This is a genomic window from Billgrantia desiderata, from assembly GCF_900108215.1.
Classification (GTDB): Bacteria; Pseudomonadota; Gammaproteobacteria; order Pseudomonadales; family Halomonadaceae; genus Halomonas; species Halomonas desiderata.
Genome location: NZ_FNVC01000001.1, coordinates 271770 through 285323, shown reverse-complemented (window position 1 = coordinate 285323; position 13554 = coordinate 271770). Strand labels below are relative to the sequence as shown.

Annotated in this window: 9 protein-coding genes; 7 read left to right on the top strand and 2 right to left on the bottom strand. The window is 67.0% G+C overall.

What is annotated here, in order from left to right:
* A complete protein-coding gene (locus C4S71_RS01310) occupies nucleotides 1–1149 on the top strand; it encodes an NAD(P)/FAD-dependent oxidoreductase (RefSeq protein ID WP_103967945.1) in 1149 nt (382 codons plus the stop codon).
* Between the two features lie 25 nt (nucleotides 1150–1174).
* Here the strand turns inward: C4S71_RS01310 and C4S71_RS01305 are convergent, their stop codons facing one another.
* Both C4S71_RS01305 and C4S71_RS01300 read right to left on the bottom strand, forming a co-directional pair.
* Nucleotides 1175–2761 (bottom strand): methyl-accepting chemotaxis protein, encoded by a 1587-nt coding sequence (locus C4S71_RS01305; RefSeq protein WP_234277128.1) that lies wholly within the window; start codon nucleotides 2759–2761, stop codon nucleotides 1175–1177.
* A gap of 189 nt (nucleotides 2762–2950) precedes the next feature.
* Nucleotides 2951–4225, bottom strand: coding sequence for an O-acetylhomoserine aminocarboxypropyltransferase/cysteine synthase family protein (locus C4S71_RS01300; protein ID WP_103967944.1), 1275 nt, complete (start codon nucleotides 4223–4225; stop codon nucleotides 2951–2953).
* Nucleotides 4226–4502: 277 nt separating this feature from the next.
* Here C4S71_RS01300 and C4S71_RS01295 point away from each other — a divergent pair, with 277 nt between their 5' ends.
* The 6 genes from C4S71_RS01295 (at nucleotide 4503) to C4S71_RS01270 (ending at nucleotide 13517) form a co-directional block, all read left to right on the top strand.
* Nucleotides 4503–6215 carry a SulP family inorganic anion transporter gene (locus C4S71_RS01295; RefSeq protein WP_086509773.1) on the top strand — a complete coding sequence of 571 codons (1713 nt, stop codon included), beginning with the start codon at nucleotides 4503–4505 and terminating at the stop codon, nucleotides 6213–6215.
* 266 nt (nucleotides 6216–6481) lie between these two features.
* Nucleotides 6482–7642, top strand: coding sequence for a TAXI family TRAP transporter solute-binding subunit (locus C4S71_RS01290; RefSeq protein ID WP_103967943.1), 1161 nt, complete (start codon nucleotides 6482–6484; stop codon nucleotides 7640–7642).
* A gap of 67 nt (nucleotides 7643–7709) precedes the next feature.
* A complete protein-coding gene (locus tag C4S71_RS01285) occupies nucleotides 7710–9734 on the top strand; it encodes a TRAP transporter permease (RefSeq protein ID WP_103967942.1) in 2025 nt (674 codons plus the stop codon).
* A gap of 55 nt (nucleotides 9735–9789) precedes the next feature.
* A complete protein-coding gene (locus C4S71_RS01280) occupies nucleotides 9790–11211 on the top strand; it encodes an enoyl-CoA hydratase/isomerase family protein (RefSeq protein WP_103967941.1) in 1422 nt (473 codons plus the stop codon).
* Entirely contained in the window at nucleotides 11208–12401 is a 1194-nt protein-coding gene (locus C4S71_RS01275; RefSeq protein ID WP_103967940.1) for an acyl-CoA dehydrogenase family protein, read from the top strand. Before C4S71_RS01280 ends, C4S71_RS01275 begins: the two co-directional genes overlap by 4 nt.
* A 24-nt stretch (nucleotides 12402–12425) precedes the next feature.
* A complete protein-coding gene (locus C4S71_RS01270) occupies nucleotides 12426–13517 on the top strand; it encodes an acyl-CoA dehydrogenase family protein (RefSeq protein WP_103967939.1) in 1092 nt (363 codons plus the stop codon).
* Nucleotides 13518–13554: the final 37 nt, after the last annotated feature.

Here is a 13554-nt window from a genome sequence, read left to right as displayed (position 1 = left end):
ATGTCGGCGCTGCGAGGGGGTGGCCGGCCGCATATCGTCCTGATCGGTGCCGGCCATGCCCACCTCTACCTGATGCGCCATCGCCACCGGCTGGCCGATGCAGACATCACCATCGTCGATCCGGGCGCGTTCTGGTATTCCGGCATGGCCGCCGGCATGCTGGGCGGCGCGCATGACCCCGCGGAGATCCGCAGCGACCCGCGACGGCTCGCCCGGCAGTACGGTCTCGACAGCGTTCGAGGCCGCCTCGTGGGGCTGGACCGCGCCGGACGCCAGGCCCAGCTGGCGGATGGTCGCACGCTCGGCTATGACCTGATTTCCCTCAGTCTGGGCTCTTGTGCACCTACCCCCTCTGCCGCTTCCCACGGTCCCGGGGTATGGGCCGTCAAGCCCATTGCACAGCTCGTCGCTCTGCGACATTACCTGTCAAACGCCTTCGAACGAGGCGAGCGCCCCGCGCTGGTGGTGGTGGGCGGTGGCGCCAGCGGCGTGGAGCTGGCCTGCAACCTGCGCTCCCTGGCGACAAGGCATGCGGCGCAGATTGCCATCACCCTGGTCTCCCGTTCACGCAAGCTGATCCCGACCGCTCCATCCGGCGCACGTCGTTGGCTGGAAGGTTATCTGCGTCGCATCGGCGTGGAAGTGCGAGTTGGCATGCGCGCCGTCTCGCAGCATCGGGACGGCCTGCTGATCGCGGAGGAGGGCGCGACCATGGGCCAGGACGCCTTGCGGCTGCTGGAGTGCGGCCATGTCATCCACGCGAGTGGGCTGGCGCCGCCGGATACGCTGGGTGGCCTGGGGCTGACATTCATTGATGGAAGGGGGCTGGCTCTGCACGACACCCTGCAGAGCGTGGACGACCCTGACGTGTTCGCTGCCGGCGACTGTGCCGCCCTGGTGGCGCACGCCTTGCCCCGGCTGGGCGTCTACGGCGTACGACAGGCACCGGTACTGCTGGCCAATCTCGAAGCCCGGCTTCACGGGCGCCCGCTGCAGCGCTACCGCCCCCAGGCTCAGGCGCTGACGATTCTCGATCTGGGGCACGGCCAAGGCTTGGCCATCCGTGGCCGGCTGTGGTGGGCCGGCCGCAGCAGCCTGCTCTGGAAGCGCTGGCTGGACGATCGCTTCATGGCCGACTATCGCCAATGAGCCTCGCTGCGTCGTCGCGGCCGAATCAGGCGGCTTCCGGCTTGTAGCCTACGCGAAAACCACCCCAATGCTTGCCTTCGACGTAGATCGGCACGGAGAGGTCGTGCATGATTTCGCCGGTATCGCGCTTGTAGGTTTGCAGCAGCAACGTCTGCTCGTGGGTACCGCAGCGCTGCCCCGTCGCATCTTCGTAAATGCGCCGATTGCGGCAGAACTTGAGATCGTGCTCGTAGTCACCCGTCGGCGGCCGACTGACGCTATCGTTGTGCGTCGGAATGTAGCCGCGACGGTCGATGCCGATGGCGTAGGCAACGCCCAGACGCTCGAGCAGCGGCTCCTGAATGGGCGGGAAATGCTCGTCGGTGTAATCGACGAAGCCGGTCACGTACTGCTGGGGGTTGGTGCCGGGAATGGGGGTGTAGGTCGCGTGGAACAGGGTTTGCTCGTCGAGTTCGCCCTTCTTGATGGCGGATTCGAGCAGCTTGCCGAGCTTGACCGCCGTTTCCCGGGCCGCTTCGAACACCTGCTGATGACGCCCTTCCAGGCGCTGCTGTGCCAGCGCCGCATCGACCCCCTCGGCGCCTGCCATGAGCGCTCGGGCCTGGCTGGCCAGCCCGTGCATGTCGCGATTGCCCTGCTCGGCATCTTCCTGCAGCGTGCCCAGGGTACCGGCCACCCGCTGCGAATGCTTGTTGGTGTCTTCCATCGCCACGGCAATGGAGCGAATCTCGCCCTCGACCTGATCGAAGTGCCCGGTCATCTCGGTGAGCTGCTCGCCCACCTTGCTCATCTCCTTGGCCCGCTCTCCCACCCGCTGCATCAGGTGGCCAATGGTATCGACCACACGATGACTGCTGTCGCCGATGTCGCCCACCAGGGCCTCGACGTTGCGGGTCGCGTCCGCCGTACGGCCGGCAAGCTGACGCACCTCGCCGGCCACCACGGCGAATCCGCGGCCGTGCTCACCGGCGCGGGCGGCCTCGATGGAGGCGTTGAGAGACAGCAGATTGGTCTGCTCGGCGATCTCTTCGATCAGGGAGGTGACATGGCGCACGCTGTCGGCCTTCTGACTCAGCACGTTGAGCAGTTCCAGGGCTTCCTCGGAACGCTCCGCCAGAGCCTGCATCTCTTCGATGACCTGGCTCAGCGACTCGCGGCTGACGTGGCTGGCATCGCGTGAACGGCTGGCCAGAGTGGCCACGTTGGCGGCGCTGGCGGCTACCTGCTCGATGGCCGAGGTGATCGCGGCCATGCTCGATGATGCTTCCCGGACCGTCTGCTCCTGGCGCTCGAGGCGATGGTCCATGCGGTCGGCATGGTGGGACACCTCGGCCGAAGCGATGGCCGTGGCGCTGGCCTGGCGGATCAGGCCATGGGCCATACGACGCAGCGAGAGGTAATCACGGGTGGTTGGAAGCCAGCCACGGATAGCGGCCAGCGAATTCGCATCGGCACGGTAAACTGCAGCTGCCCCGCTCAGCGCCAGCAGCATACCTGCCAGCAGTCCCAGACCCAGAGCTGGCCAGGCCTGCCAACCCGCACCGCTGAGGGTGACGAGAAAGAATCCACCGGCAAGCGAAACGACAGCCAGTAGAAGCATCAGAATACGCATGACGTCTCGTCTCTTTGTTATTGGAGGTGATGAGAGATTAACGCCATGTAAGTGGCATGCACATCACCACTTTGGCCTGACATACCAAAGCACGACTCAAGCCGCGCATCTTGCGGCCGATAGGAAAGAGATTGGACTGCGCTCCGAGTCGGCAGATGCGGGCCGCCCACGCAAGGGCGGCCCTTGGCATCAGCGCTGGCTGGCGGCCAATGCCTGTTCCAGGTCGGCGATGATGTCGTCGACGTGCTCGATACCGATGGAGAGCCGCACCATGTCCGGTGTCACGCCGGCCGCGGCCAGCTCCTCGTCGCTCAACTGGCGATGGGTGGTCGACGCCGGAATCGAAGAGCAGGTCTTGGCATCGCCGATGTTGACCAGGCGCAGGATCATGCCCAGCGCATCGTAGAAGCGTGCCCCCGCCTCGCGGCCGCCCTGGATGCCGAAGCTCAAGATGCCCGAGGCCCTGCCACCCATGTAGCGCTGCGCGAGCTGATGGTCCTTGTGGCCGGGCAGGCCGGCATACTGCACCCAGGTCACCGCGTCGTGCGCTTCAAGGTACTCGGCCACTTTCAGTGCATTGTCGCAGATACGCTCGATACGCAGCGCGAGGGTCTCCAGCCCCTGCAGCAGATTCCAGGCCGCCTGAGCCGAGAGCGCAGCGCCCATGTTGCGTAGCGGCACGACCCGGGCCCGGGCGATGAAGGCAGCCTCCCCGACGTCGCGGGTATAACACACGCCGTGGTAGGAGACGTCCGGCTCGTTGAGCAGCGGGAATCGCTGCGGATGGTCGGCCCAGGGAAACCTGCCCGAATCGACGATGACGCCGCCGACCGTGGTGCCGTGCCCGCCGATGTACTTGGTGGCCGAGTGAATGACGATGTCGGCGCCATGCTCGATGGGCCGCCACAGGAAGGGTGTCGGTACGGTGTTGTCGACGATCACCGGCACGCCATGCCGGTGGGCGACCTCGGCCAGCCTGGCCATGTCGACCACGCTGCCGGACGGGTTGCCGACACTCTCGCAGAACACCGCCTTGGTGCGCGCATCGATCAGCGACTCGATTCCGTCGATGTCGTCCTTGTCGGCGAAGCGTACCTCGATTCCCTGACGCGGCAGAGTATGGGCGAACAGGTTGTAGGTGCCGCCGTAGAGTTCGCTGATGGAGACGATGTTGTCGCCGGCCTCGGCGATGGTCTGGATCGCATAGGTGATCGCCGCCATGCCGGATGCCACGGCCAGGCCGGCGATGCCGCCTTCCAGTGCGGCGACGCGCTGCTCCAGCACCGCGCAGGTGGGATTCATGATGCGCGAGTAGATGTTGCCCTCGACCTTGAGATCGAAGAGGTCGGCGGCGTGCTGGGCACTGTCGAAGGAGAATGAGGTGGTCTGGTGGATCGGCACCGCCACGGCGTGCTGGTCGTCGGGAGCGTAGCCGTGGTGCAGGGCAATGGTTTCGGGCTTCATGGCGTGTCCTGATTGTGGGAAACGCTGAACAGGTGCGCGAACGAATCACGGCGCTGCACGGTGCGCCTTGCGACCCACAGGGATGTGGGAAGTGCGTTGGTTCGTCGGGAACGAACCTAGCCGATTCATTTCGCTCATCGATTTGTTCAGCATTTCCTGAGTTAGTATGAGTGGTCTTGCTGAGTACGTTGTTTCACCTGATGCTAACCAAGACTCAACCCCACCACCAATATCGTTTAGTCTGGTTAGCCCATTCCCCTGACGACCAAGAGACGGGATGCTCAGACGCTACCTGCCGATCCTGACATGGCTCCCCCACTACAACCGCCGCCTGGGCGGTGCCGACCTGCTGGCGGGCGTGATCGTCACCGTCATGGTCATACCCCAGTCGCTGGCCTACGCCGTACTTGCTGGGCTACCGGCGGTGGTGGGCCTGTATGCCAGCCTGCTGCCGGCACTGGCCTACGTCGTGCTGGGGACCAGCCGCACCCTGGCCGTTGGTCCGGTGGCCATCGTCGCGCTGATGACCGGCGCGGCGCTGTCCGGCGTCGCCACGCCAGGCACGCCCGACTATCTGCAGGCCGCCCTGGTCCTCTCTCTGCTGTCTGGTCTCATGCTGTTGCTCATGGGGCTGCTGCGCATGGGGTTCGTGGCCAACTTCCTCAGCCACCCCGTCATCGCCGGCTTTCTGGCCGCCTCGGGCCTGCTCATCGCCGCCAGTCAGATCGGCCATCTGCTCGGCGTGGAACTCGTCGCCCGCGATCTGCTGCCACGACTGGTCGAGCTCGTTGGTGGCCTGGCCGACATCCATCTGCCGACCCTGGCCATCGGCGCCGGCAGCCTGCTGTTCCTGCTGCTGCTGCGCCAGTACGGGCGCTCCACGCTGCGTGGCCTCGGCCTTTCTCGCCCACTGGCCGACCTGCTCACCCGCTCGGGCCCCGTCTTCGCCGTGGTCGTGACCACCCTCGCCACCTGGCAGCTGGAACTCGACGCCATCGGCGTCGCCGTGATCGGCGACATTCCCCAGGGTTTGCCACCCTTGAGCATACCGGGCTTCGATGCCTCGCTGTGGCAGGCGCTACTGGTTCCCGCCTTGCTGATCAGCGTGGTGGGCTTCGTCGAATCGGTTTCCATGGGGCAGATGCTCGCCGCCCGACGCCGCGAGCGCATCTCGCCCAATCAGGAGCTGGTCGGCTTGGGCGGGGCCAACCTCGCCGCCGCCTTCACCTCGGGAATGCCGGTCAGCGGCGGCCTGACACGTACGGTGATCAACTACGACGCCGGCGCCCAGACGCCGCTGGCCGGCATGTTCGCGGCCATCGGCATCGGCGCCGTGACGCTGTTTCTCACCCCGGCCCTGGCCTACCTGCCCATCGCCACCCTGGCGGCGACGATCACGGTCTCGATCCTGACCTTGATCGACATTCCCCTGATCCGTCAGACCTGGCGCTACTCGCGCAGCGACTTCGCGGCCATGGCGGTCACCATTCTGCTGACCCTGGTGGAGGGCGTCGAGACCGGCATCATCAGCGGCGTCGCCATCTCGATCGGTCTGTTTCTCTACCGCACCAGTCGTCCTCACAGCGCCCTGGTAGGGCGTATCCCCGGCACCGAGCACTTCCGCAACGTCGAGCGCCACGAGACCGAGACCGTCAGTCACGTGGCCCTGCTGCGCATCGACGAAAGCCTCTATTTCGCCAATGCACGCTACCTCGAAGACACCGTCTACGACCTGGTGGCCACTCGCCCGGAACTCGAGCATGTGGTGCTGATCTGCTCGGCCGTCAACCTGATCGATGCCTCGGCACTGGAGAGCCTCGACGCCATCAACGCGCGGCTCAAGGACTCCCGCGTCACCCTGCACCTGGCCGAAGTGAAAGGCCCGGTCATGGATCGCCTCAAATGCAGCGACTTTCTCGACGACATGACGGGGCGCGTCTTTCTCAGCACCTTCGCCGCCTGGCGCGAACTCTCACGTCCCTCACAATGATCCAGACGCCCGGAAAGCACTTGTCCGGGCATTGAACCTTGGTCTAATCACCCCTTCTTCCGACGCCACTCACTCGCCGGCAACTCGTTAATTCGACGGCCTTTTGAAAGTCATCCACAGGCCGGTTCCGCGTGGCGGAAACTTGCCGGCATACGGCACTCGCGCATTCGTTGACACCGGCGTACCGGCTTCCTAGTATCGGTTTCAGTTTCGGAATTAAATACCGCACAGCAAAACAACAATCACTCACAGCACAGGAGCCTCCTATGCGCCAGCTGTCCCGTTCACTCGCCCTCGCGGCACTTCCGCTCTCGCTGCTCTCCGCCGGTGTGATCCAGGCCGGCGAGGTCGAACTCCCCCGCACCATGGCCTGGACCGCCTACGGCACCAACTCCAGCGGCTATGCCCAGGCGGTGGCCATCGGCAACATGCTGCAGAACCATTACGGCACCTCGGTGCGTATCCTGCCCGGCGACAACGACGTCTCGCGCATGACCCCGCTCAAGCAGGGTCGCGTCGATCTCTGTGCCTGCGGCATCGCCAGCTATTACGGCGCCGAGGGCGTGATGATGTTCGCCAACCGCGACTGGGGGCCGCAGCCGATCCGCGTGATCACCACCTCCACCGCTTCGTTCGGCCTTTCACTTGCCGTAGCCGGCGATCTCGGCGTCGAGACCCCGGCCGACCTGGCCGGCAAGCGCATCGCCTACATCCGCGGCGACGACGCCCTGAACAAGGGCACCGAGGCCTACCTGGCCTTCGGCGGCCTGACCTGGGACGACGTGGAACGCGTCGACTATCCCGGCTACTCGCGCTCCTTCGACGGCATCATCGCCGGCGACGTGGATGCCTCCTTCACCACCACCGTCACACCGCCGGCGCAGCAGCTCGCCAGCAGCCCGCGCGGCATCAGCTGGCCGGTGCTCGACCCCGACGACGCCGAGGGCTGGGAGCGCATGATGGCGGTGGCGCCATACTTCCGCCCCCACGAGGTGACCGCCGGGGCCGGCAACGTCAGCGCCGACAATCCGGTACCCAGCGCCAGCTACCCCTATCCGATCGTGGTGGCCAACCAGGATCTCGACGACAACGTCGCCTACGGTCTGATCAAGGCGCTGCAGGACAACTACGACGACTACAAGGATGCCGCTCCGGGCGCCGTGGGCTACGCCTTCGAGTATCAGGATCTGCAGTGGGTCGTACCGTTCCACGACGCAGTGGTGGCGTACTACGAGGAGATCGGCGTCTGGACCGACGAAATGCAGGCGCACCAGGAGGCGCTGGTGGAACGCCAGGAGCTGCTCCTCGCCACGTGGAACGACTTCCTCGCCGATGCTCCGGACGACGAGGACGCCTTCGAGGAGGCCTGGATGCAGGCTCGCGCCGCAGCGCTGCAAGAAGCCGGCCTCGACCCGGTATTCGAGTGAGCCAGGGCCCCAGGCTCTGTACCGGGGGCGGCCTGGCCGCCCCCTTCTCCGCTACACGGACGCCGCCATGACCCCTCCCACCGCCCCTAACGAATCGACGCGCCAGCTTAAGGAGAAGGTCACCCATATCCGCACGCTGCCGCTCGCGCTGCGCCCGATCCCCGGCACGGTGACCGTGGTATTGATGGCGATGACGCTGGACTATCTGTTCAACCTCGGCTGGCTGCACTTCGTCACCGGGCTCGAGACCCAGTTCTATTACGCCGTGGTGGCGCTGCTGCTGCCGCTGGTCTACCTGCTGTGGCCGATCACCCCGTCTCTGCAGCACCGCCCGGTCCCCTGGTACGACTACGCGCTGAGCCTGGCCACGCTGATCGTCGGTGGTTACTTCGTCTACCATGCCGAATCGATCCTCGAGCGCGGCTGGGCCTTCGCCGCCCCCGACACCGCCATCCTGGCCAGCTACGCCTGGTGGTTGCTGATCGTCGAAGCGGCCCGACGCGCCGGCGGCTGGCCCATCGCCGTGATCGTGGCCATGTTCTCGCTCTACCCGTTGGTGGCCGACGTCGTCCCCGGGCCGATCCAGGCGTTCCCCTCCACCCTGGAGGAGACCGCCATATACCACACCATGAGCACCGAGAGCATCATGGGCGTACCGCTGCAGGCCTTCGCCGGCCTGGTGATCGGCTTTCTGGTGTTCGGCGTGGTGCTGCAGAAGAGCGGCGGCGGCAAATTCTTCATCGACCTGGCCTTTGCCCTGCTGGGGCACGTGCGCGGCGGGCCGGCCAAGGTTTCGATCTTCTCCAGCGGTCTGATGGGCTCGATGAGCGGCAGCGTGATCAGCAACGTACTGACCACCGGCGTGCTGTCGATTCCCGCCATGCGTCGTATCGGCATGGGCCGCTCGTTCTCCGGCGGGGTGGAAGCCTGCGCCTCCACCGGCGGGGTGCTGATGCCGCCGGTGATGGGCGCCACCGCCTTCGTCATGGCGATGTTCCTCGACGTGCCCTATGCCGCCGTGGCGCTGGCCGCCATCATCCCCTCGATCCTCTACTTCCTCGGTCTGTTCATCCAGATCGACGCCTATGCTGCGCGCCACGACATCAAGGGCCTGCCGGCGGCCGAGCTGCCTTCGCTGTGGCAGACCCTCAAGCAGGGCTGGTACTTCATCTTCGTCTTCGCTCTGCTGGTATGGATGCTGCTGGTGATGCAGCGCGAAGCCGTGGCGCCCTTCTACGCCACCGCGTTGCTGCTGGTGCTCAACCAGTTCTCGCGCCGCAACCGCTGGGGCTGGCACGAGATCGGCGAGGCGCTCTCCTCGGCGGCCAAGCTGTTCGCCGAGCTGATCGCCATCCTGGCCGGCGTCGGCATGCTGGTCGGGGCACTGTCGATGACCGGCCTCTCCGGCACCATCGCCAACGACTTCATTCACATCGCCGGCGGCAGCGTACCGCTGCTGCTGATCATGGGGGCGCTCACCAGTTTCGTGCTGGGTATCGGCATGACCGTCACCGCCGCTTACATCTTCCTCGCCGTGGCCCTGGCCCCGGCGCTGATCCAGGGTGGCGGCCTCGACCCCATGGCGGTGCACATGTTCATCCTCTACTGGGGCATGCTCAGCTTCATCACCCCGCCCGTGGCGCTCGGCGCCTTCGCCGCCGCCACCGTCGCCGGTGCGCGGCCCATGGCCACCGGGCTGCAGGCCATGCGCCTGGGCAGCGTGATCTACTTCATCCCCTTCCTGTTCGTGCTCAATCCGGCGCTGATCATGCAGGCCGAGCCGCTGCAGATCGGGCTGGTCTTCGTCCAGGCGCTGATCGGTATCGTGCTGTTCGCCTCCGCCATGCAGGGCTATCTCATCGGTGTGGGCCGTCTCGGCATTGGCGCCGTCAGCGAAACCGTCACCCGCGGCCTGGTGCTGGTGGCAGGACTGCTGTTCGCCCTGCCCGGCGGCGGCATGGTCCCGCTCAGCCAGCTCGAGCTGTTCGCCTTCGCCCTCGCTGCGCTGGTGCCCGCCGTACTGCTGGCGCGCTGGAGTCAGCGCCTGGCGCGGCCACGTTCGGCGACCCTGACGCCCCCCATCGATTCATGAGCCTGACGATGCGCGATACGCTTACTCTTCAACCAGCCACTGAGAGCCATGCCCCATGACGACTCCGGTCAGCTACCAGCGCCATGACGACATCGGCGTGATCACCATCGACAACCCGCCGGTCAACGCCCTGGGCCAGGCCGTCCGCCAGGGCCTGATGGAGACCATCACCCGGGGCAACGAGGATAGCGAGGCGCGGATGCTGGTACTCCTCGCTCGCGGCCGCACCTTCATTGCCGGCGCCGACATTCGCGAGTTCGGCAAACCGCCCCAGGCGCCGATCCTGCCGGAGGTGATCGCCACCCTGGAAGCCGGTGACAAGCCCATCATTGCCGTGCTGCACGGTACCGCGCTGGGCGGCGGGCTCGAGGTGGCGCTGGGCTGCCAGTTGAGGGTGGCCCTGCCCGGCACCAAGCTGGGCCTTCCCGAGGTCAAGCTCGGCCTGCTGCCGGGCGCTGGCGGCACTCAGCGTCTGCCACGACTGAGCGGCATCGAGGCGGCCCTCGACCTGATCACCAGTGGCCGCTTTGCCGATGCCGACGAGGCACTCGCCCTGGGTATCGTCGACGCCGTGGCGGACGCTGACGACCCGCTCGAGGCGGGACTGGCGGCGGCGCGTGACGTCCTTGCCGGCAAACGTACGCCGCGGGTCACCGGGGAGCTGCCGCCCCCTGCCGCCGACCCGGCGGCCATCGAGCGCTACCGGGCCCAACTGGAAAGCGAGGTGCCGGAACTCTACTCCCCCTTCCGCTGTGTCGAAGCGATTGCCTTCAGCAGTGAAGGCAGCCTGGCCGATGGCCTGCGTCGTGAGCGCGAACTGTTCTTCGCCTGTATGGATTCACCCCAGCGCGCCGGGCTGATCCACGCCTTCTTCGCCGCTCGCGCACCGCACCGGGTGCCCGACGCCGGTGAGCCGCCGACATTCGATCACCTCGCTCTGCTGGGCGAGCACCCGCTGTTCGAGCGCCTGCATGGAAAAGCCGAGCGAGCCGGCATCGTTCTCGCCGACCGTCCCGCCGAGGCCACTCAGGCGTGTCTGATCGCCGGTTCCGACACGACCTGTCCGAGTCATTGTCTGAGCATCGTTGTGCTGTCGCCCGGGGCGGCAGAAGACCTCACCGCCGTCGATGCCGACCTGGCGCTGGTCGTGGCCGCCGGCATGACCGAACTGGTCGCGCTGCGCGCCGACGCCGAACGGCAGCAGGCCGCGGCCAATGCGCTGAAGGCGCTGCGTCTGCCCGTGACGGTGAGCCGTCAGGGCAGCCTGCTGGCCACGCTGGCCAAGGCAGCACGCGACGACGACGCCAATGCTCGGGCGGCCATGGAGGCAGCGAGCCTGATGCTGGCCGAGCGCGGCTGGGCCTACCGCGAGAGCGATATCGACCTGCTCGCCATCGAGGCGCTCGGCTACCCTCGCCACCTGGGCGGCCCCCACCGCCAGGCCAGCCTGGCCGTAGGTGAGGAGCGTGCCTCATGAACCTCGACTTCACCCCAGAGGAGCAGGCTTTTCGCCACGAAGTCCGTGAGTTCCTCGTCGCCGAGCTGCCCGACGACATCCGTGAGCGCGTGCGCCTGGGCCGGCGGCTCTCCGCCGACGATCACCTGCGCTGGCAGAACGTGCTCAGCCGGCGTGGCTGGCTTGCCGCCGGCTGGCCACGCGAGCATGGCGGCCCGGGCTGGGGGCCGGTGGAGCGACATATCTTCGACGAGGAGTGCGCCGCCGCCCACGCGCCGACCATCGTGCCCTTCGGCGTGAGCATGGTCGCTCCGGTGATCATGAAGTTCGGCAGCGAGGCGCAGCAGCGCCATTATCTGCCGCGCATCCTTGCCAACCGGGACTGGTGGTGCCAGGGCTACTCCGAACCCGGCGCCGGCTCCGACCTGGCCAGCCTGCGCACCCGCGCGGTGCGCGACGGCGACGACTACGTCGTCAGCGGCCAGAAGACCTGGACCACCCTGGGCCAGCACGCCAACATGATGTTCTGCCTGGTGCGCACCGACCCCGAGGCCAGGAAGCAGGCCGGCATCAGCTTCCTGCTGATCGACATGGCAAGCCCCGGCATCAGCGTGCGCCCCATCGTCACCCTCGATGGCGCCCATGAGGTCAACGAGGTATTCCTCGACGAGGTGCGCGTGCCGGTGGCCAACCGCATCGGCGAGGAGGGCCAGGGCTGGACCTGCGCCAAGTTCCTGCTCACCCATGAGCGTACCGGCATCGCCGGCCTCGGCCACGCCAAGCAGGCGCTGCGCTATCTCAAGACGCTGGCGGGGCGGATCCGGCACCGCGGTCGCCCGCTGCTCGAACTGCCGAGCTTCCGCCAGCGGGTGGTCAGGGCCGAACTCGAGCTGATGGCACTCGAGATCACCCACCTGCGCGTGCTCGCCAGCGCCCGTGGCGGCGACGCGCCCGGCGCCGAGAGCTCGCTGCTCAAGGTGCGCGGCTCGGAACTACGCCAGGAACTCAGCGAGCTGACCCGTCGTGCCCTGGGCCCGGCGGCGCTACCCTTCTTCCCCGATTTTCTCTACGGCGACGCCGAGCTGGAGCAGGATCGCGCCGAACAGGCCGCCATCGGCGCTCAGTACCTCAACCGGCGCAAGCTCTCGATCTACGGCGGCAGCAACGAGATTCAGAAGAGCATCGTCGCCAAGACGCTGCTCGGTATGTAACCGGTCGGCAGGCAAGGAGCCCTCATGGATTTTTCCTACAGCGACGAGCAGCGCATGCTCGCCGATACCCTGGAGCGTCTGGTTGCCGATGCCAGCGCCGGCAGCCCAACCGCACCCGCTTCCCTGTGGCGCACCTTCGCCGAGCTGGGCCTGCTGCAGCTTCCGTTCGCCGAGGAGCTCGGCGGCCTGGACGGCGACGGCATCGACGTGATGATCGTGATGCAGGCGCTCGGCCGCGGCCTGATCCGCGCGCCCTACCTGGGCGGCCTGCTGTTGCCCGGCACCCTGCTGGCCCGGCTGGCGAACTCGGCGCAACGTGAGCGCTGGCTGAGTCCACTGCTGGCCGGTGAGTCTCGGCTGGCGCTGGCGTGGCAGGAAACCGCCTCGCGCTACGACGCGCAGGCCATCGCCACCCGCGCGCGGCGTCAGGCAGACGGTTGGGTGCTCGACGGCACCAAGCAGGTGGTGCTGGCCGCTGCCTCGGCCGATGCGCTGGTGGTCACGGCCCGGCTCGACGACGGCAGCCTCGCCGCCTTCCTGGTGCCGAGCGACAGCACCGGTCTCGTGCGTCGCGACTACGCCACGCTCGATGACCAGACAGCCAGCGACGTGCAGTTGGACGGCGTCGCACTACCCCACGACGCCCGCCTCGGCGGCGATGCCAGCGACGCGCTCGAGGCGACCCTGGCGCAGGGGCGTGCCGCGCTCTGTGCCGAGGCGGTGGGCGCCATGCAGGTGGCGTGCGAGCAGACGCTGGCCTATCTCAAGGAGCGTCAGCAGTTCGGTGCACCTCTGGCCAGCTTCCAGGTGCTGCAGCACCGCATGGTCGACATGCACCTGAGCCTGGAGCAGGCGCGCTCGATGGCGATCCTCGCCGCTGCCAGCCTCGAGCGCCCCGCCGAACAGCGCGATTACCGCGTCTCCGCCGCCAAGGCCTACTGCGGCGAAGCCGCTCGCTTCGTCGCCGAGCAGGCAATCCAGCTGCATGGCGCCATGGGCATGACCGAGGAGTGCCAAGTGTCCCACTATGCCCGACGGCTGATCATGTTCGACCATCATCTGGGCGATGTGGACCATCACCTGGAGATCGTCAGCGAGCGGCTTACGGCGGCCTGAACATCGGCTGACCATCAATGCCAATGGCTCAAGAATG

Excerpts from the sequence above, each read along its gene's own strand:
- C4S71_RS01310 (WP_103967945.1), top strand. The coding sequence starts at position 1 with ATGTCGGCGCTGCGAGGGGGTGGCCGGCCGCATATCGTCCTGATCGGT.
- C4S71_RS01305 (WP_234277128.1), bottom strand. The coding sequence starts at position 2,761 with ATGCGTATTCTGATGCTTCTACTGGCTGTCGTTTCGCTTGCCGGTGGA.
- C4S71_RS01300 (WP_103967944.1), bottom strand. The coding sequence starts at position 4,225 with ATGAAGCCCGAAACCATTGCCCTGCACCACGGCTACGCTCCCGACGAC.
- C4S71_RS01295 (WP_086509773.1), top strand. The coding sequence starts at position 4,503 with ATGCTCAGACGCTACCTGCCGATCCTGACATGGCTCCCCCACTACAAC.
- C4S71_RS01290 (WP_103967943.1), top strand. The coding sequence starts at position 6,482 with ATGCGCCAGCTGTCCCGTTCACTCGCCCTCGCGGCACTTCCGCTCTCG.
- C4S71_RS01285 (WP_103967942.1), top strand. The coding sequence starts at position 7,710 with ATGACCCCTCCCACCGCCCCTAACGAATCGACGCGCCAGCTTAAGGAG.
- C4S71_RS01280 (WP_103967941.1), top strand. The coding sequence starts at position 9,790 with ATGACGACTCCGGTCAGCTACCAGCGCCATGACGACATCGGCGTGATC.
- C4S71_RS01275 (WP_103967940.1), top strand. The coding sequence starts at position 11,208 with ATGAACCTCGACTTCACCCCAGAGGAGCAGGCTTTTCGCCACGAAGTC.
- C4S71_RS01270 (WP_103967939.1), top strand. The coding sequence starts at position 12,426 with ATGGATTTTTCCTACAGCGACGAGCAGCGCATGCTCGCCGATACCCTG.